We start from the raw sequence: 16,928 nt of genomic DNA, 5'->3' as shown, positions 1-16,928 counted from the left end.
TGTTGCGCGATCAGAACTTGTAGCGAACGCCCAACTGGTACTGGCGGCCGGTTTCGGTGTACTGCAGCGGCAGGCGACCGGTTGCCGGCGAGTACACCCACTCGTCGCTGGCTTCGTTGGTCAGGTTCATGCCTTCCAGGCTCAGCTCCAGCTGGTCGCTGATCGTGTAGCGGATCGAGGCGTCGATGAAGGTGGTGCCGGTCATGCCGTGGGTGCCGTCCACGTTGAAGCCTGCTTCGGTGCCGGGCACCTGGGTCAGGTAATCGTCGCGGTTGGTCGCCGACACACGGCCGGACCACACCTTGCCTTCATAGAACAGCGTTGCGTTCCAGGACGACTTGGACAGACCGGTCAGGTCCGCCTTCATCACCGGCTGGCCGCTGGAGTTGATGTACTGGATCTGCGATTCCACCCAGGTGTAGTTCAACTGCATGCCCAGGTTGGACCAGTTGCCGGGCAGGAAGGTGAACGGCTGGGTGTAGTTCACTTCCACGCCGTGCAGCTCGCCACCGGGGGTGTTGACCGGCTTGGTGTAGGTGAAGTCATCCGAAGGCGAGGCGCCGGTGCCGATCAGCAGCGAATCGGGCAGGCCGCTGGCGCTGTACGGCGCCACTTCGCGGGTGGTCTGCACGAAGCTTTCGATGTCCTTGTAGAACAGGCCGACACCGGCCATCGCGCCTTCGGCGAAGTACCACTCGAAGCCCAGGTCCACGTTCTTCGCGCGGATCGGATCCAGGAACGGGTTGCCGCTGGAGATGGTGCGCGCACCGCCGGCCACGGCCACGGTGGCGCCCGGGGTCAGGCTGCCCAGGCCCGGTCGGCTCATCACCTTGGCCGCACCGAGGCGGATCAGGAAGTCCGGGGTGATCTCGGCCACCAGGTTGAACGAGGGCAGGGTGTCGTCGTACTCCCGATCGACCGTGGTCGCCACGGTGCCGGTGGCCAGGGTGGAAAGACCGGTGGAGCTCTGCTTGGTCTTCACGTAGCGCACGCCGAAGTTGCCGGAGAACGGAATGCTGCCCAGCTCGGTCGAGAACTCGCCCATCAGGTAGCCGCCGCGGTCTTCTTCTTCCACGCTGCGCGAGTTGTTGGCCCGCGGGGCGACGGCGAAGATGCCGCTGTTGCTGTAGATGTCGAACTGGTTGGCGATGGCGTTCAGGTCCGGCACCACCCACTGGTCCGGGGTACCGGTGATGCCCTTCAGGCCGGCCTGCTGGGTCATGTCCACCGGCACGATCTTGGTGCCGTTCGGGAAGTTCGGCACGGCCAGTTCGCTGGCGCGCCGCAGTTCCACGGTGTCGAAGGTGTAGTTCTTGGCGAGGATGCCGCCCTTCAGGCGGAAGCCCGGGCTGACATTCCAGTTGAAGTCGACCTGGCCGGTGTCGAAGTCGTTGTCCACGTACTGCGGACGCAGGCGGATCTCAGCCAGTTCCCAGCCCGCCGGGTTGGTCGGGTCGATGCCGTAGTTCAGCTTCGGGAACCGGCTGTTGCCACGGTAGTCGTAGCTGTAACCATCGACATCGTACTTGTCCATGATGATGGTGGTCTGGATGGGATTCTCGTGCTTGGAGCGCGAGATGCCCACCTTGCCGGACAAGGTGAAGTCGTCGCCGAAGCGGTGCTGGCCGTTCAGCGCGATCTGCTTGAACTCGGTGCTCCACTCGTCGTGGCGGTTTTCGGTGCGGATGTCGACGTTGTCGAACTCACCGTAGACCAGCGCGTTGTTCTCGATCACGCCATCCTTGACGATCATCGCCGGCTTGCCGACCAGGCGCGGCGTGGTGCTGGTGCCGCGGCTGAAGGAAATCGCTTCGATGTAGTGTTCGTCGCGCTTGGCGTCGATCTTCGAGTACAACGTGTCCAGCGAGATTTCGGTGGCGTCGGTCGGCTTCCACTGCAGCGTGCCGGTCACGCCCAGGCGCTTCTGCTCGTGTTCCATCTGCACGTAACGCGGGAAGCGCGGGTGGTAGACGCTGGCCGACCGCGCGGCGGCGAACGGCGACGCCGCACTGAAGTTACCGTTGCTCGGGCCGTTGGCCCAGCGACCGGTGTTGGACCCTTCTTCCAGCGCCTGGCGCTCGGAATAGGCCACCGACAGCAGCGCGCCGAAGGTGCCATCGGCCCAGGTGTTGGAGATCAGCGCGGCCACGCGCGGGTCGGCTTTTTCGGCCATCGCGTTGTAGCTGGCCTGGCCGCTGGCGGCGAAGGTGAAGCCGTCGTAGTCGAACGGGCGCGCGGTGCGCAGGTCGACGGTGGCGCCCAGCGAGCCTTCTTCCACGTCGGCCGAGGCGGTCTTGCGCACCAGCAGCTGCGAGAACAGGTCCGAGGCGAACACGTTGAAGTCGAAGCCGCGGCCGCGGTTGGTGCCGCCGCTCTGGTCGCCGGCGCCGACCGTGGTCAGCGCTTCCATGCCGTTGATGCGCACGCGGGTGAAGTCCGGACCCAGGCCACGCACCGAGATGTTGCGGCCTTCGCCGGCTTCACGGGTGATGACCACGCCGGGCACGCGCTGCAGCGACTCGGCCAGGTTCAGGTCGGGGAACTTGCCGATGTCTTCGGCGACGATGGCGTCGACCACGCCGGCTTCGCCGCGCTTGATGTCCAGCGCCTTCTCGACGCTGGCGCGGTAGCCGGTGACGGTGACGGTGTCCAGGTCGGTGGCCGAAGCCGGGGCCGGATCCTGCGCCAGGGTGGTTCCGCTCAGCGCCAGGCCGATCGACAGGGCGAGCAAGGTAACCGGTGTCTTTTTCTGGATGTTTCGATATTGCATGTTTTCCCTCTCCCAAGGTGCTACATGAAACAGCTATCCGGCGACATGTCAGTGCAATGACACCGCTGGTCAGGGCGGACGTTAACAGTCCGTTGGGGATCGAGCATCTTGCACCGCAACAGACTTTCCATGTCCCGTAGACGCTTGCGGGACATAGGCTTCGACAGAGCGGGCGGGTGGACGGACGGGCCCGCGCCGCTAGAATGACACCGCTAGCCATTACGACTCGGGGCCTGTCCCCGGGTCATGACCCTCACGAAGGATCCATCGCCATGAGTCGTGTTGTCTGTTTCGGGGAGTTGTTGTTGCGCATGAGCGCGCCGGGCCGTGAGCTGTTGCTGCAGACGCCGCAGGTGGCGGTGCATGCCGGCGGCGCGGAGGCCAACGTGGGGGTGTCGCTGGCGCACTTCGGGCATACCGTGCACATGGTCAGCACGCTGCCGGCCAATCCGCTGGGCCAGTACGTCGCCGGCGAACTGCGCCGGCACGGAGTGGACACCACCCACGTGCAGACCCGGCCGGGCCGCATGGGCCTGTATTTCCTCACCACCGGCGCGGTACAGCGCGCCAGCGAAGTGGTCTATGACCGGGTGGACTCCGCCTTCTCACTGGGCACCGCCAGTGACTACGACTGGGACGTGCTGCTGGACGGCGTGGAATGGCTACACCTGTCCGGGGTGAGCCCTGCGCTGAACCCGTCCATGGCCGAGGCCACCCTGGTGGCCGCGCAGGCGGCCTGCGCGCGCGGGGTGAAGGTGTCGTTCGACGGCAACTTCCGGCCGTCGCTGTGGGCACGTTGGGAAGGCGACGCGCCGGGCATCCTGCGTGAGCTGTTCGCCTGCGCCACGGTGGCGTTCGCCGACTACCGCGACATCGGCGTGGTGCTGGGCGGGCAGTTCGAACAAGCCGTGCTGGCCGAGCGCGTGGACGCCGCCGCGGTGCAGGCATTCGCCGCTTTCCCGCGCCTGCAGTGGATGGCCTGCACGCAGCGCACCGCGCACAGCGTGGACCACCACGCGCTGGGGGCCATGCTGCTGGGCCGCGATGGCACCCGCGCCGTGGCGCCGACCCGTGAAATGATCGGCATCGTGGACCGCATTGGCGGTGGCGATGCATTCGCCTCCGGCATCCTGCATGGCATGATGCAGGGCTTCGAACCGGATGCGATCGTGCGCTTCGGCCTGGCCGCTGCCAGCCTGAAGCATTCGATCCCCGGTGATTTCAACCTCGTCAGTGAAGCTGACGTACTGGCCCTGACGGGCGAGGAGCGATTCGATGTCCGGCGCTGATCCGCGCGTACGCGCAGTCCTGAAACTGGCCCCGGTCATTCCGGTGTACACCCCTGAAAGCGTGGACGAGGCGGTGCATGTCGCCCAGGCGCTGTTCAACGGCGGGCTGCCGGTGATCGAGGTGACCCTGCGCACCGCGGTGGCGATGGACGCCATCCAGGCGATGGTGGAAGCGGTGCCGGACGCGGTGGTGGGCGCGGGCACCGTGCTCAGCGCCGCGCAGATGGAGAAGGTGAAGGCGATCGGCGGCCGGTTCGCGGTGGCGCCGGGTGCGACCGAACGGCTGTACGCCGCCGCGCGCGACAGCGACCTGCCGTTCCTGCCCGGCGTGGCCACTTCTTCCGAGTTGATGCAGGGCCTGGAACACGGGCTGGATACCTTCAAGTTCTTCCCGGCCGTGCAGGCCGGTGGCATCGGCATGCTGCAGGCCTGGAACGGCCCGTTCGGCGACGTGCGGTTCTGCCCGACCGGCGGGATCAGCGCACAGACCGCGCGCGATTTCCTGCACCTGCCCAATGTGCTGTGCGTGGGCGGCTCGTGGCTGACCACGCGCGCGCTGCTGCAGGCGCGGGACTGGGCCGGCATCGAGCAGCTGGCGAAGGCGTCGGCGGCGCTGGTGGGCTGACGACCCATGTCTGCGCTCACCACTGCAAAAACGGTTGCGCTCTCGGTGCTCTGCATCGTGGTGGCGCTGTTCGTGCTGGGCATGGTGAGTGGCGCCGGCGGATGGATCGCACCGTGGGTCGGATTGGGCGAGGGCGAAGGCCGGTTGGCCTGGGACCTGGGCTGGACCATTGTTGGCGGCGTCGCCGCTACCGCGTTTGCAGCGCGCTATGCGCCGGTGTGGCCATACGTGCACGGTGGCGTGGTGTGGGCGCTGATCGCTGCGGCGTCGGTGTATGCCGCCTGGGACCTGGGCAGTGATTACCCGTACTGGTTCGTGGTGACGTTGCTGGTGTCGGTGCCGGTGCAGGCGGTGGGAATCTGGTTGGGTGCGCGGTATCGGGTGCGGTTGGGATGAGAGCAGCCGGGCAGAGCCCGGCTCTACGGTGAGTCGATACACGCATCACGGTTGAACGGCGCATTGGCTGCGCCCGTTACAGCGTTGGCAGCACCTGGTTTACCTGATCGATGCCTTCCCAGGGGTCCTGCTTCAGCTTCTGGGCGCGCTGCAGTGCTTTGTGCAGCGGGAAGGCGTCTGCGGCGGTGATGCGGCCCAGTTCCTCCCAGCGTAGCGGCACGGCGACGCCGGCCGAGGGCCTTGCCCGCAGCGACCACGAACAGACGCTGGTGGCGCCTCGCGCGTTGCGCAGCCAATCGATGAAGATCACGCCGTTGCGCTTGGCCTTGCTCATCGTGGCCACGTAGCGATCCGGCGCGTGTTCGGCCAGGGCCTGCGCGAACGACTCGCAGAAATCCTTCGCCTGCGCCCAATCCGCCTTCGGCTTCAAGGGCACCACCACGTGCACGCCCTTGCCGCCGGACAGGCGCACGAAGCTTTCCAGTCCAATCTCCTGCAGGCGGTCGCGCACATCCCGCGCCGCCGCCTTGATCGCCGTCCAGGTCACGCCGTCGCCCGGGTCCAGGTCGAAGACCAGCCGGTCGGGGTGTTCGGGGTCGTCCACCGTGGCGCCCCACGGATGCAGCTCCAAGGTGTTCATCTGCACGAGCTGCAGCAGGCCGGCCACGTCTTCGATGTACAGGTAATCCTCGCGGCCGCTCTTCTGCTGCAGCGGAATGGCCTCCACCGCGTCGCCGAGCCCGGTGCCGTGGTGCTTCTGGAAGAAGCAGGGCTTGTCCACGCCATCGGGGCAGCGCAGCAGCGACAGCGGCCGCCGCGCCACTTCGGGCAGGATCCAGCGCGCCATCTGCCGGTAATACTCGGCCACGTCGCCCTTGGTCAGCTTGGCCGTGGCGAACACCACGCGCTCGGGGTGGCTGATGGTGACCCCATCGTCGGCTGCGCTGGCGCTCTTCGCAGTCGCCGCTTTCGTACCGCCCCGCGGCTTCCCGGGTGCGTCGTCCGCCTTCGCTTTGTTGCCAGTAGACGTGGCGCGCGCCGCCTTGCCCGCCACGCCAAGATCCCTGGCGGTCTTGTCCTCCCGCAGGCGCTTGAAGCTGGCCTGGCGCAGCAGGCCTTCCTTCGCCCAGCCACGGAACGCGACTTCGGCCACCAGCGTCGGTTCGACCCAATGCACGCTGCTGGCTTTGAACGGCACGTGCGACGGCAGCTCGACCGCGGCGGTATCGGTGGCGAGCGCCTTGAGCTGGCGGTGCATGGACGCCAGCTTTGCATCATCGAACCCCGTACCTACACGGCCCACATAACGCAGCCCGCCCTGGTCCGGCGTGGCCATCAGCAGCGAGCCGAAACCGCTGCGTGCGCCTTTCGGTTCGGTGTAACCGACTACCAGGAATTCATCGGTGTTCTCGTGCTTCACCTTCACCCAGCTGGGGGCGCGTGCATTGACGTACGGCGCGTCCACCCGCTTGCTGATGATGCCTTCGAAGCCTGCCTTGCCGCTGGCCTCGAACACCGCCGGGCCGTGGTCGAGCACATGGTCGCTGTAGGCCAGCGTGCCCGGGGTGTCGCCCAGCAGGTCTTTCATCAGCTTCTTGCGCTCCAGCAGCGGCGCGCGGCTGATGTCCGCCCCGGCCACGCCGGGCATGTCGAACACCACGTAGCGCAGCGGTTGTCTGGCGGTGCCGTCGATGACCTTCTGCAGGCCGGTGAAGTCGCTGCGGCCCTGCGCATCGAGCACCACCAGTTCGCCGTCCAGGCGCAGGTCGCTGACCGGCAGGGCTTCGATCGCCTGCACGACCTCGGGGAAGTCGTCGGTCCAGTTCAGGCCGTTGCGCGAGCGCAGCGCCACCACGCCATCGCTCACGTCGGCGATGAGCCGGTAGCCGTCCCATTTGATCTCGTGCAGCCATGCTTCGCCGTCCGGCGCGTTGGCACGGTGGTCGGTGAGCTGGGGCTTGAAGTCGTGCGGGTAGGGCGTGTCTTTCGCGTGCTCCAGCGTCAGCGCGCGCTTGTTCCAGCGCGCGTCGGCGTTGCGGCGCGCGGCGGGTCGGGGCGGCGCAGCCGACGCGGCAGGGCGTGTCCTGGAAGACGTCGTTGTTTTCGACGTGGTGGTCTTCGTCGACCGCGTCGTTTTTACGGTCCTGGCTTTCGTCGCAGTGCGCTTCATGGGCACGACCTCCTCCAGCAACGCGTCCGCATCGGCGTCACGCGCGTCTTCATCGTCGCGCTTGATCAGCAGCCACTGGTGCTGCTTGCCTTTCATGTTGGTGCGCACCAGCTTCCAGCCGCCCTTGAGGCGGCTGCCGTGCAGCACGAAGTCGACCTTGCCGGCCGCAATGGCCTCCAGGGGGTCGCCATCGCAGGCCCAGGTGCCGTGGTCGTACACGTCCACGTGGCCAGCGCCGTAGTGGCCGTGGGGAATATCGCCTTCGAAGCTGGCGTAGGACAGCGGGTGATCCTCCACCTCCACCGCCAGCCGCTTTTCGCCGACCCGCAACGATGGCCCCTTCGGCACCGCCCAGCTCTTCAGCACGCCATCGGCTTCGAGTCGGAAATCGTAGTGGCGCGAACTGGCATGGTGCAGCTGCACCACGAAGATCGGTCGCCGCGCGGCCGCGCCCCGGCGCTCATCATCGGGTTCGGGGGTTTCGCCGAAGCGGCGCTTGCGCCGGTATTCCTGCAACGACATGGCCGCTTACCCGGCCTTGCGCGTAGGCGCTGCCTTGGCGGCCTTCTTGGTCGCCTTGGCAGGCTTGGAAGTCGATTTCGTGGATTTGCCCGCGGCCTTGGTCGCCTTCGCCGCCTTCTTGGCGGGCGCCGCCTTCTTCACCACCTTCGACACCGCCGCGCTCTTCTTCGCAGGCGTGCGCTTCTTCGCATCCAGGCTCTTCTGCAGCAGCGACATGAAGTCCACCACGTTGGTGGCGGCATCCTCGCGCGGCGCGGGCTCGTCTTCAACCGTGGTGGTACCGCCCTTTTCCTTGATGCGCCTGGTCAACACCGCCTGCAGGCGCTCGCGGAACTCGTCGTGGTACTCATCCGGCTTCCATTCACCCGACATCGATTCGATCAGCTGCTCGGCCATCTCGGTTTCCTTGCTGCTGATCCGGTAGTCGGAAAGCGAGCCGGTGGGCAGCTTGTGCTCTTCCGGGTCCACCAGCTCCTGCGGGTAACGCAGGATGAGCAGCACCAGCGCATGTTCGTGTGGCATCACTGCGCACAGATATTCGCGGGTGCGCACCACCACGCGGGCGATGCCCACCTTGCCGGTGCTGCGCAGCGTCTCGCGCAGCAGCACGTAGCCTTTCTCGGCTTTCTTGCCCGGCACCAGCAGGTAGGGCTTCTCGAAGTAGCGCGGGTCGATCTGGCTGGCATCGACGAAGGTTTCCACCTCTACCGTTTCATGGCTCTCCGGCGCGGCGGATTTGATATCGCTCTCGTCCAGCACGACATAGCTGCCCTTGTCGTACTCGTAGGCCTTGACGATGTCCTTCCAGGGCACTTCTTCGCCGGTATCGGCGTTGACCCGCTCGAAGCGGATCGGTTTGCGGTCGCGCGAGTCGAGCATGCGGAACGAAAGGTCCACCTTGCGTTCGCCGGACATCAGCGACACCGGTACGTTCAACAGCCCGAATGACAGGGTTCCGGTCCAGATCGGTCGGGCCATGGCGGCGCCACTCCTGAAGAAGAGAGGCGCCAGCTGTACCGCGCAGCGCGTGAAACGCCCGTGTCCGGCCCGTGCAGGGCGGCTACACGTCCAGGACCTTACTGCAGCGGGCCATGCACCGCCGCTGCAGGCATCTGGTCCAGGGCCATCCAGGCGTCTTCGACGATGGCGCGTGCCTGCGGCCAGCACAGCCGCGACTGCCCGCGCATCTGCTCCCAATGCTCGGCCAGTTCGCCATCGGTGTCGTCGTCGGCGCCCCGCGGCCAGTCGGCGTAGTGCGTGGTCAGCGCGAAGGTGTACGCCGGGTACAGGTCCTTCCAGGTCCGCCTTCCCTGACTGCGGCGGCGTTCATAGTCGCTGCGCATGTACTGCAGGTAGTCCTGCGCAACCGCTTCAGGCTCTTCGGCGCGGCGACGGCGGTCGCGCCGCGCGCTCCGTTCCGGCTGCAGGTAGGCATTGAACAGCACGGGTGCGGCACGGCGATCCAGGCGGGGCATGACACGTCTCCGGCACGGGGTGGGGGCTGGCAGGAATAGCCCCGGCGCCGTTATCCAGCCGTGACAGATGCGTTGTGGTGGTCGTCGCAAGGCTTCACGTCGGCCTTCCCCCTCTGGTGCGTATGCTTTTTTTGCACGGCATCGGGCCGTGTTTCAACCTTCAGTTCTGTGGAGCCACCACCATGCCACGCGATCCCCTGCGCGAAGCCACTTCCCCGGTTCCCGGCGAACAGCGCGCCAAACATGACCTGCAGGAGGCCGAAGACCGCGGCGCCGGCATGTCGCCATCGCATACCCCCGAACACCTGCGTACCGGCGAAGACGACGTTCACGCCTCTCGCGACCGCAAGGACCCCTCCGGCCGGCCGGACGCCGCCTGTGACGAACACCCGCACCACCGGGCCGCGCGCAAGGCGCACGAAAGCGACAACCAGGACGAGGCGCTGGAAGAGACCTTCCCCGCCAGCGACCCCACCTCGCCGTTCGTGCCGGCCAAGATTCCCAAATGAACAGGCGCGGTCGAAGGACCGCGCTCCCTCATTGCCACGCCCACTGGACCCCGACGCTGTAGCGCCGGTCCGGCCCCGGCTCGAAGAACCGCTGGTTACCGTCGTTGACGATCACCGAGCCGACATAGCGCTGGTCCAGCACATTGTCGACGCGCGCAAACAGCCGCAGCGCGCCCTGATCGGTGGTCCACCTGCGCGCCGCTTCCAGGTTCAGCAGGGCATACCCCGGCGCCTTGTCGGTGGCCAGGTCGTTCACCACCGTGTCGCTGGAGGCCACGACCTCACCGGCCCATTGCCACGCACCCGGCCGGTACTGCAGCCGGCCGAACCACTGCTGCGCCGGCACGCCCGGCAGCCTTGCGCCGGCCGCCACCACCGTGTTCGGCGTAGCGCAGCCGCTGCCGGCGCAGACCAGGTAGGGCTCACGCACGGTGGCCTCGACGTAGGTGTAGGCCAGGCTGGCTTCCAGCTGCGCGCTGATCGGCACCTGCAGGCTGGCCTCCACCCCCTGGCGACGGGTCCTGCCGATGTTGCGGTAGGTGCTGCGGCCGTTGGTATTGCTGGCCACCGCCAGCTCGTCGTCGGTGCTGGCCCGGAACACCGCCGCGTCGAATGCCGCGCCGCCGGCGTTGCGCCACTTGGTGCCCAGCTCCAGGTTCTGGCTGCGCGCCGCCGACAGGTCCAGCGCCAGCCCGGCGGCGCCGTCGGCGCGGTAGCCCAGCTCGTTGAAGGTGGGGGTTTCAAACCCGCGCCCGGCCGAGGCATGGATCCGCCACGCATCGCTGGCGTGGAACACCACGCCCGCCACCGGGGTGGTGGCCGAGTAATCGCGCGCGCCGCTGTCGTCCGGGTTGCGCGCGGTGACGTAGTGGTCGTTGGAGCGGAAGCGCACCTCGCTGTGGCGCACGCCCAGCAGCAGCGACCAGCGCGGCGCCCACTGCCAGAACGCCTGCGCGAACTGGTCCACGTTGCGCACCCGGTCGCTCTGGTCGCGCCGCAGCGCGCCGCGCACGCCCAGGCTGCTGCCGACGAAGTTCTCGTAACCGCGCCGGTCCTGCTGCTGTTGGTCGGCATTGGCACCGATCACCAGTTCCAGCGGCCGTCCTGCCCAGTCGCCGTTCCAGGCCCAGCGCAGGTCCAGCCCGCCGTAGCCGCCGTCCAGGTCGATCACCCCGCCGGCATGCAGCGGGTTGGCCTGCGGCCCGGGCGGAATGGCCAGGTACTGCTCTACGCTGCGCTGGCCGGCATAGCCCATCGCACGCCAGGTCTGCGCGTCGCGGGTGCGGGTGAATACCAGCCCGGCCTGCGCCTGGCGCACCGATTTGCGGGTGTTGTACTGGGTGGCGACCGCCGTAGCCTGGCGCGGATCCTGCCGGACCTGTTCGCGGGTAAGGCCCAGCGGGTCCTGCGCGTCCGGCGAATCGAAGTAGTTCAACACCAGGTCGAGCGTGCCGCCGCCGGCATCCATGCCCAGGCGGGCATTGACCGATTCGCGCCGGGCCGCGCTGTGGTCGCGCCAGCCGTCGGTGCGGAAATGATTGGCTGCCACGTTGTAGCGGATCGGCCCTTCCTGCCCGCGCAGCTGGGCCCCGGTGCTGAGCGTGCCGTCGCTGCCACCGGCCGCGCGCAGCCGCCAGGGATCGCCCTGTTGGCCATCGGCGCTCCAGACCTGGACCACGCCGCCGGAGGAATTGCCGTACAGCGCCGAGAACGGCCCGCGCAGCACCTCTACCCGCTCGGCGGACAGCAGGCTGGCATGGGACAGCTGGCCCTGCCCGTCAGGCATGGTGGCCGGCACGCCATCGACGAGTACCCGCACGCCGCGCACCCCGAAGGTGGAGCGGGCGCCGAAGCCACGGATGGAAAGCTGGGTGTCCTGCGCCAGGTTCTGGCGGTCGCGGGCGACCACCCCGGGCACGCCCGAGAGTGCCTCGGACAGCTGGGCCAGGTTGCCATTGACGTCATCGTCCAGCCACACCGTGCTCAGTGAGGCGGGCAGGTCCACATCGGCCACCTGCTGGCCCCGGGCGGCCTGCACCTGAACCGCAGGCAGGCGTTCAATCGGGGCCGGAGCAGGCGGTACGGTCTGGGCCTGTGCCAGGTTCGGCAGGGCCGAGGCCGAAAGCAGCGCACAGCATCGGGCCAACGGGGTCAAACGAAAGATGTTCAGAGGGGGGCTCTCCGTAAAACAGGTACCGCACGACAGGGTACGGTGTTCCAGGTGACGGCCGGCGCCGCGCCCCCGCTGCGGCTTTGTTACGATGCGATCCCCCCCTCCGTCATCGAAAGAGTACCGCCGTGTCCTTCTTTGCAAATGTGGAACTGGTCCCGGGTGACCCGATCCTGGGTCTGACCGAAGCGTACAACGCCGACAGCCGCCCCACCAAGGTCAACCTGGGCGTAGGCATCTACTACGACGAAAGCGGCCGTATTCCGCTGCTTCGTGCCGTGAAGCAGATCGAGCAGCAGCTCGCCAACGAAGCCAAACCGCGCGGTTACCTGCCCATCGACGGCCTGCCGGCCTACACCCAGGCCACCCGCGAACTGGTCTTCGGCAAGGACTCGCCGCTGCTGGCCGCCGGCCGCGTGGCCACCTCGCAGACCATTGGCGGCAGCGGCGCCCTGCGCGTGGGCGCGGACCTGCTGCACAAGCTGCTTCCGCATTCCACCATCGCCATCAGCAACCCCAGCTGGGAAAACCACCGCGCGGTGTTCGGCGCGGCCGGCTTCGAGGTCGTGGAATACAGCTACTTCGACCCGACCACCCACGGCGTTGATTTCGATGCCATGGTGGCCGACCTCAACACGCTGCAGCCGGGCACCGTGGTGCTGCTGCACGCGTGCTGCCACAACCCCACCGGCGCCGACCTCACCGTCGCGCAGTGGAAGCAGGTGGCCGCCCTGTTGAAGGAACGCCAGCTGTTCCCGTTCATCGACATGGCCTACCAGGGCTTCGACAAGGGCATCGAGGAAGATGGCGCGGCCGTGCGCATCATTGCCGAAGCCGGCATCGACAGCTTCGTGGTCGCCAACTCGTACTCCAAGTCGTTCTCGCTGTATGGCGAACGCGTCGGCGCGCTGTCGGTGGTGGCCCCGGATGCAAACGCGGCCAAGGCCGTGCAGTCGCAGGTCAAGCGCATCATCCGCACCATCTACTCCAGCCCGTCCACCCACGGCGCTGCGCTGGTGGCCGGCGTGCTGAACAGCCCCGAGCTGCGCCAGCTTTGGGAGCAGGAACTGACCGAGATGCGAGAGCGCATCCACGCCCTGCGCCATGGCCTGGTGGACAAGCTGGTGGCCGCCGGTGCGCCGGAGTTCGCCTTCATCAACGACCAGGCGGGTATGTTCTCGTATTCCGGCCTGAGCCGCCCGCAGGTGGACCGCCTGCGCGACGAGTACGGCATCTACGCGGTGGGTACTGGCCGCATCTGCGTAGCCGCACTGAACCAGGGCAACCTGGAATACGTGGCCAAGGCCGTGGCGACCGTCGCCAGGGGCTGAGCTGCTGCTGCGGTGACATGAAGAACGGCCGCTTGCTGCGGCCGTTTTTTTTGGTCGGCGTATCGACCAACGGTCGATACCTACCGGGTCGTTCCGGACGGGTGCACCGACGCGCACCGTGCATGTCGGCCAAAACCATCCGCACCCGTTGAAACCCTGGTGGCACACGACCGTTGGTCGTGTGACGGCGCAACGCGCCGCGCCGTTCGCACGCTGTAACCGCTTACGTGACCCGGCTGCCTCGTAATGCCTTGCCGGACGGGCCACAATACGGCCCCGAAATGTCTTTGGCAGCCATTCCATGTCCCGTACGTCGCTTACCCGGTACCTCATCGAAGAGCAGCACGCCGGCCGCATCAACGCCGACCTGCGCCAGCTCATTGCAGTGGTGGGCCGCGCCTGCACCAACATTTCCATCGCGGTCAGCAAGGGCGCACTGGGTGGCGTGCTCGGCGACGCCGGCACCGGCAACGTACAGGGCGAAGCCCAGAAGAAGCTCGACGTGATCAGCAACGAGATCCTGCTCGAAGCCAACGCCTGGGGTGGCCACCTGGCCGCCTGCGCCTCCGAGGAAATGGACCACTGCCAGCCGGTGCCGGACACCTACCCGCGTGGCGACTTCCTGCTGCTGTTCGATCCCCTGGACGGCAGCTCCAACATCGACGTGAACGTGTCGGTCGGCACCATCTTCTCGGTGCTGCGCAGCCCCGCCGGCACCGAAGCGCCCACCGACGCCAGCTTCCTGCAGCCCGGCACCGCGCAGATCGCGGCCGGTTACTGCATCTATGGCCCCAGCACGCAGATGGTGCTCACCACCGGCCACGGCACCCACGCCTTCACCCTGGACCGCGAAACCGGCGAGTTCGTGCTCACCCAGCGCGGCATGCAGATTCCCGAAGACACCCAGGAATTCGCCATCAACATGTCCAACCAGCGCCACTGGGAAGCCCCCATGCAGGGCTACGTGCAGGACCTGCTGGCCGGCAAGGAAGGCGCGCGCGGCAAGAACTTCAACATGCGCTGGATCGCCAGCATGGTCGCCGACGTGCACCGCATCCTGACCCGCGGCGGCATCTTCATCTACCCGTGGGACAAGAAAGACCCCGGCAAGGCGGGCAAGCTGCGCCTGATGTACGAAGCCAACCCCATGGGCCTGCTGGTGGAACAGGCGGGCGGCGCCGCCACCACCGGCCGCGAGCGCATCCTCGACATCCAGCCCGACCACCTGCACCAGCGTGTGCCGGTGTTCCTCGGCTCACGCAACGAAGTGGCCGAAGCCACCCGTTACCACCGCGAGCACGACGCACGTTGATCCACCGGATGTGACCCCGTTCCCATTAATGGCAACGGGGTGACACCCGCACCAACACAGGTCACCATCGGGCTGAAATGCCCACGGATGACCCCATGCCGGCCGACACCCCGCTCGACTTCATCGAAGTAATCCACAACGCCATTCCCGTCGAGACCTGCGCCGCCATACAGGCCCAGATGCGCGCCAGCGCACAGTTGAAGCCCGGCGAAGTAGGCAGCGGCGTGTTCCCGGAACTCAAGCACAGCAAGGATCTGCGCATAAGTGGGCGCCCCGAGTGGCGCCAGGTCGAAATCCAGCTGCAGCAGGCAGTATTCAGCGGGGTTTTGACTTATCTACGCCGTTATCCACAGGCGCTGATCTCGCCGCTGATGTTGCAGATTCAAGACAACGATGGACACGCCCGGCGCCTCGCGGCGGGGGATTTCCCCGGCATGGACGACGCCGCGCTCTCCGAACTGGCGCGTACCTGCCTGCGACCCGGCGCCATCAACCTGCAGTGGTATGCGGCGGGCGAGGGCGGTTACCCGTACTGGCACTGCGAGCTGTATCCGCGCGACCCGGCGGCGGAAACCCTGCACCGGCACCTGCTGTGGACGCTGTACCTGAATGACGACTTCGAAGCCGGGGAAACCGAGTTCCTGTTCCAGGAGCGGAAGATCGCGCCGCGTACCGGCAGCCTGTTGATTGCGCCCACCGCCTTCACCCACACGCACCGGGGCAACCGGCCGGAGGGCGGGGACAAGTTCATCGCGACGAGTTGGATCCTGTTCCAGAACGCGCAGTCGCTGTTCGGGGCCGGGTGATACGCGTCGGTCAGTTGGCGCTGCCACGCGTGCGCAGCGCCTGCAGTCGCGCGCCGAACCAGGATGCAGCAGTCTGTTCGGGCTGGCCCGGGCAGGCGATCCGGTAGGGCTGTCCGCTCATGCTGCTGCGGCTGGCGGCCCGCTCGATGAACTGCTCGGCGGTATCCACCTTGTCCTTCTTCAGCAGGTAATCGTACTTGCGCTGCAGGTGCGCACGCGCCTCGGCAGCGTCGTGCCAACTGCCGTTGCGCTGGAAGCGGCAGGACGAACCGTCGAGTGCCCCGATCAATGAGGCGATCTCGCGTCGGGCGGTCTCAGTGGGCGCGGCCATCACGTTGCCGGTAGCTGCAGCGAGCGCCAGCGTTGCGGCCAGGGTCAATCCAGTGTTCATCGAGGTGCGTCTGCCAGGGGTTGTCGGAATCGTAGCAAGTCGGTGCGACGTGGCCGCGCGTGGCTATCCATGTGGATTGATGCGCTGCACATATAAGCGATATTCCATCATGCCTCTGCAAGCATGTCCGGCCGAGGCGTAGATTGGCCATACTCCCCCCGCTTGCGAAGAACACCATGAACTACAGAACGTTGGGTACCCACGGGCCGACCGTGTCAGCACTTGGCCTGGGCTGCATGGGTCTGAGTTTCGGCTACGGCCCTGCCGTCACGGGCGAGCATGGCCTCGAGGTGATCCGCCGTGCCTACGACCTGGGCGTTACCTTCTTCGACACGGCCGAGGCGTATGCACAGGGCGCCAATGAAGTGCTGGTGGGCGAAGCGTTGGCTGCGGTGCGCGACAAGGTAGTCATTGCCACCAAGTTCGGCTTCACCGATGGCGACTCCACCAAGGGCGTGGACAGTCGCCCCGAGCGCATCCGGCAGGTCGCCGAAGCGTCGCTGCGCAACCTGGGCACCGACTACATCGATCTGTTCTACCAGCACCGCGTCGACCCGGCGGTACCGATGGAGGACGTTGCCGGCACCGTGCGTGACCTGATTGCCGAGGGCAAGGTAAGGCACTTCGGAATGTCCGAGGCAGGCGCCGCATCGCTGCGTCGCGCCCATGCCGTGCAGCCGGTAGCCGCATTGCAGAGCGAATACTCGCTGTGGTGGCGCGAGCCGGAGCGCGAGATCCTGCCGCTGTGCGAGGAGCTGGGCATTGGCTTCGTCCCGTTCAGTCCGTTGGGCAAGGGCTTCCTGACCGGCAGCATCACCGCCGATACCACCTTCGCCGACGGCGACTTCCGCAAGGTAGTGCCCCGATTCGAAGCAGACGCACGGCGTGCCAACCAGGCACTGGTGGACCGCATCACCGCCATTGCCCACGCGCGCGGCGCCACGTCGGCACAGGTCGCGCTGGCCTGGCTGCTGTCGCGCAGGCCGTGGATCACACCGATTCCGGGCACCACCAAGCTGCACCGGCTGGAGGAAAACCTGGCGGCGGCCGAGCTGGTGCTGGATGCCGGCGAGTTGGCAGGGATCGAAGCCGTGCTGGCCGCTATCCAGGTGCAGGGCGAGCGCTACCCGGCCTCGATTGCAGCGCGGCAGGGGCGCTGATG

14 protein-coding genes are annotated in these 16,928 nt (G+C 67.1%); 8 read left to right on the top strand and 6 right to left on the bottom strand.

Features of this window, described 5'->3' with window-relative positions; all coding sequences use genetic code 11:
• Nucleotides 1-10: 10 nt before the first annotated feature.
• Complete coding sequence (locus RWO33_RS01490; RefSeq protein ID WP_314101322.1) at nucleotides 11-2,770, bottom strand: TonB-dependent receptor; 2,760 nt, start codon at nucleotides 2,768-2,770, stop codon at nucleotides 11-13.
• Between the two features lie 266 nt (nucleotides 2,771-3,036).
• On the opposite strand from RWO33_RS01490, the gene RWO33_RS01485 reads away from it, so the two are divergent.
• From RWO33_RS01485 to RWO33_RS01475, 3 genes are read left to right on the top strand one after another with little or no spacing between them, the layout of a single operon-like run.
• Nucleotides 3,037-4,059: a sugar kinase gene (locus RWO33_RS01485; RefSeq protein ID WP_314101370.1), complete on the top strand. Its 1,023-nt coding sequence runs from the start codon at nucleotides 3,037-3,039 to the stop codon at nucleotides 4,057-4,059.
• Nucleotides 4,046-4,684 (top strand): bifunctional 4-hydroxy-2-oxoglutarate aldolase/2-dehydro-3-deoxy-phosphogluconate aldolase, encoded by a 639-nt coding sequence (gene eda, locus RWO33_RS01480; RefSeq protein ID WP_314101320.1) that lies wholly within the window; start codon nucleotides 4,046-4,048, stop codon nucleotides 4,682-4,684. The genes RWO33_RS01485 and eda overlap by 14 nt, the downstream gene beginning before the upstream one ends.
• A gap of 6 nt (nucleotides 4,685-4,690) precedes the next feature.
• Nucleotides 4,691-5,080, top strand: a complete 390-nt coding sequence (locus RWO33_RS01475; RefSeq protein WP_314101319.1) for a hypothetical protein — start codon at nucleotides 4,691-4,693, stop codon at nucleotides 5,078-5,080.
• A 76-nt stretch (nucleotides 5,081-5,156) separates the two neighbouring features.
• Here the strand turns inward: RWO33_RS01475 and ligD are convergent, their stop codons facing one another.
• From ligD to RWO33_RS01460, 3 genes are all read right to left on the bottom strand, one after another.
• Nucleotides 5,157-7,772 carry a DNA ligase D gene (ligD, locus tag RWO33_RS01470; protein ID WP_314101317.1) on the bottom strand — a complete coding sequence of 872 codons (2,616 nt, stop codon included), beginning with the start codon at nucleotides 7,770-7,772 and terminating at the stop codon, nucleotides 5,157-5,159.
• Between the two features lie 6 nt (nucleotides 7,773-7,778).
• Complete coding sequence (locus RWO33_RS01465) at nucleotides 7,779-8,750, bottom strand: Ku protein (protein ID WP_314101314.1); 972 nt, start codon at nucleotides 8,748-8,750, stop codon at nucleotides 7,779-7,781.
• Between the two features lie 98 nt (nucleotides 8,751-8,848).
• Nucleotides 8,849-9,247: a hypothetical protein gene (locus tag RWO33_RS01460; RefSeq protein ID WP_314101311.1), complete on the bottom strand. Its 399-nt coding sequence runs from the start codon at nucleotides 9,245-9,247 to the stop codon at nucleotides 8,849-8,851.
• Between the two features lie 182 nt (nucleotides 9,248-9,429).
• Here RWO33_RS01460 and RWO33_RS01455 point away from each other — a divergent pair, with 182 nt between their 5' ends.
• Nucleotides 9,430-9,756, top strand: a complete 327-nt coding sequence (locus RWO33_RS01455; RefSeq protein WP_314101308.1) for a hypothetical protein — start codon at nucleotides 9,430-9,432, stop codon at nucleotides 9,754-9,756.
• 28 nt (nucleotides 9,757-9,784) lie between these two features.
• Here RWO33_RS01455 and RWO33_RS01450 read toward each other — a convergent pair whose 3' ends face one another.
• Nucleotides 9,785-11,884: a TonB-dependent receptor gene (locus tag RWO33_RS01450; protein WP_314101369.1), complete on the bottom strand. Its 2,100-nt coding sequence runs from the start codon at nucleotides 11,882-11,884 to the stop codon at nucleotides 9,785-9,787.
• 170 nt (nucleotides 11,885-12,054) lie between these two features.
• On the opposite strand from RWO33_RS01450, the gene RWO33_RS01445 reads away from it, so the two are divergent.
• From RWO33_RS01445 to RWO33_RS01435, 3 genes are all read left to right on the top strand, one after another.
• Entirely contained in the window at nucleotides 12,055-13,257 is a 1,203-nt protein-coding gene (locus tag RWO33_RS01445; protein ID WP_145480519.1) for an amino acid aminotransferase, read from the top strand.
• A gap of 301 nt (nucleotides 13,258-13,558) precedes the next feature.
• Complete coding sequence (locus tag RWO33_RS01440) at nucleotides 13,559-14,569, top strand: class 1 fructose-bisphosphatase (protein ID WP_145480517.1); 1,011 nt, start codon at nucleotides 13,559-13,561, stop codon at nucleotides 14,567-14,569.
• A gap of 95 nt (nucleotides 14,570-14,664) precedes the next feature.
• Nucleotides 14,665-15,375, top strand: a complete 711-nt coding sequence (locus tag RWO33_RS01435; RefSeq protein ID WP_314101303.1) for a 2OG-Fe(II) oxygenase — start codon at nucleotides 14,665-14,667, stop codon at nucleotides 15,373-15,375.
• A 10-nt stretch (nucleotides 15,376-15,385) separates the two neighbouring features.
• On the opposite strand, the gene RWO33_RS01430 is transcribed toward RWO33_RS01435, so the two are convergent.
• Nucleotides 15,386-15,706 carry a YfeK family protein gene (locus RWO33_RS01430; RefSeq protein WP_314101367.1) on the bottom strand — a complete coding sequence of 107 codons (321 nt, stop codon included), beginning with the start codon at nucleotides 15,704-15,706 and terminating at the stop codon, nucleotides 15,386-15,388.
• A 236-nt stretch (nucleotides 15,707-15,942) separates the two neighbouring features.
• Between RWO33_RS01430 and RWO33_RS01425 the strand changes: the two genes are divergently transcribed.
• Complete coding sequence (locus tag RWO33_RS01425; protein WP_314101301.1) at nucleotides 15,943-16,926, top strand: aldo/keto reductase; 984 nt, start codon at nucleotides 15,943-15,945, stop codon at nucleotides 16,924-16,926.
• Nucleotides 16,927-16,928: the final 2 nt, after the last annotated feature.

The sequence above is a fragment of the uncultured Stenotrophomonas sp. genome (assembly GCF_963519925.1).
Classification (GTDB): Bacteria; Pseudomonadota; Gammaproteobacteria; order Xanthomonadales; family Xanthomonadaceae; genus Stenotrophomonas; species Stenotrophomonas maltophilia_AE.
Note: the sequence above shows the minus strand (reverse complement) of the source record. Positions and strands in the feature narration are given on the sequence as shown.

What these genes read in the sequence shown, in the direction of transcription:
- RWO33_RS01490 (WP_314101322.1), bottom strand. Translation starts at nt 2,770, where the DNA reads ATGCAATATCGAAACATCCAGAAAAAGACACCGGTTACCTTGCTCGCC.
- eda (WP_314101320.1), top strand. Translation starts at nt 4,046, where the DNA reads ATGTCCGGCGCTGATCCGCGCGTACGCGCAGTCCTGAAACTGGCCCCG.
- RWO33_RS01475 (WP_314101319.1), top strand. Translation starts at nt 4,691, where the DNA reads ATGTCTGCGCTCACCACTGCAAAAACGGTTGCGCTCTCGGTGCTCTGC.
- ligD (WP_314101317.1), bottom strand. Translation starts at nt 7,772, where the DNA reads ATGTCGTTGCAGGAATACCGGCGCAAGCGCCGCTTCGGCGAAACCCCC.
- RWO33_RS01465 (WP_314101314.1), bottom strand. Translation starts at nt 8,750, where the DNA reads ATGGCCCGACCGATCTGGACCGGAACCCTGTCATTCGGGCTGTTGAAC.
- RWO33_RS01460 (WP_314101311.1), bottom strand. Translation starts at nt 9,247, where the DNA reads ATGCCCCGCCTGGATCGCCGTGCCGCACCCGTGCTGTTCAATGCCTAC.
- RWO33_RS01455 (WP_314101308.1), top strand. Translation starts at nt 9,430, where the DNA reads ATGCCACGCGATCCCCTGCGCGAAGCCACTTCCCCGGTTCCCGGCGAA.
- RWO33_RS01440 (WP_145480517.1), top strand. Translation starts at nt 13,559, where the DNA reads ATGTCCCGTACGTCGCTTACCCGGTACCTCATCGAAGAGCAGCACGCC.
- RWO33_RS01435 (WP_314101303.1), top strand. Translation starts at nt 14,665, where the DNA reads ATGCCGGCCGACACCCCGCTCGACTTCATCGAAGTAATCCACAACGCC.
- RWO33_RS01430 (WP_314101367.1), bottom strand. Translation starts at nt 15,706, where the DNA reads ATGGCCGCGCCCACTGAGACCGCCCGACGCGAGATCGCCTCATTGATC.
- RWO33_RS01425 (WP_314101301.1), top strand. Translation starts at nt 15,943, where the DNA reads ATGAACTACAGAACGTTGGGTACCCACGGGCCGACCGTGTCAGCACTT.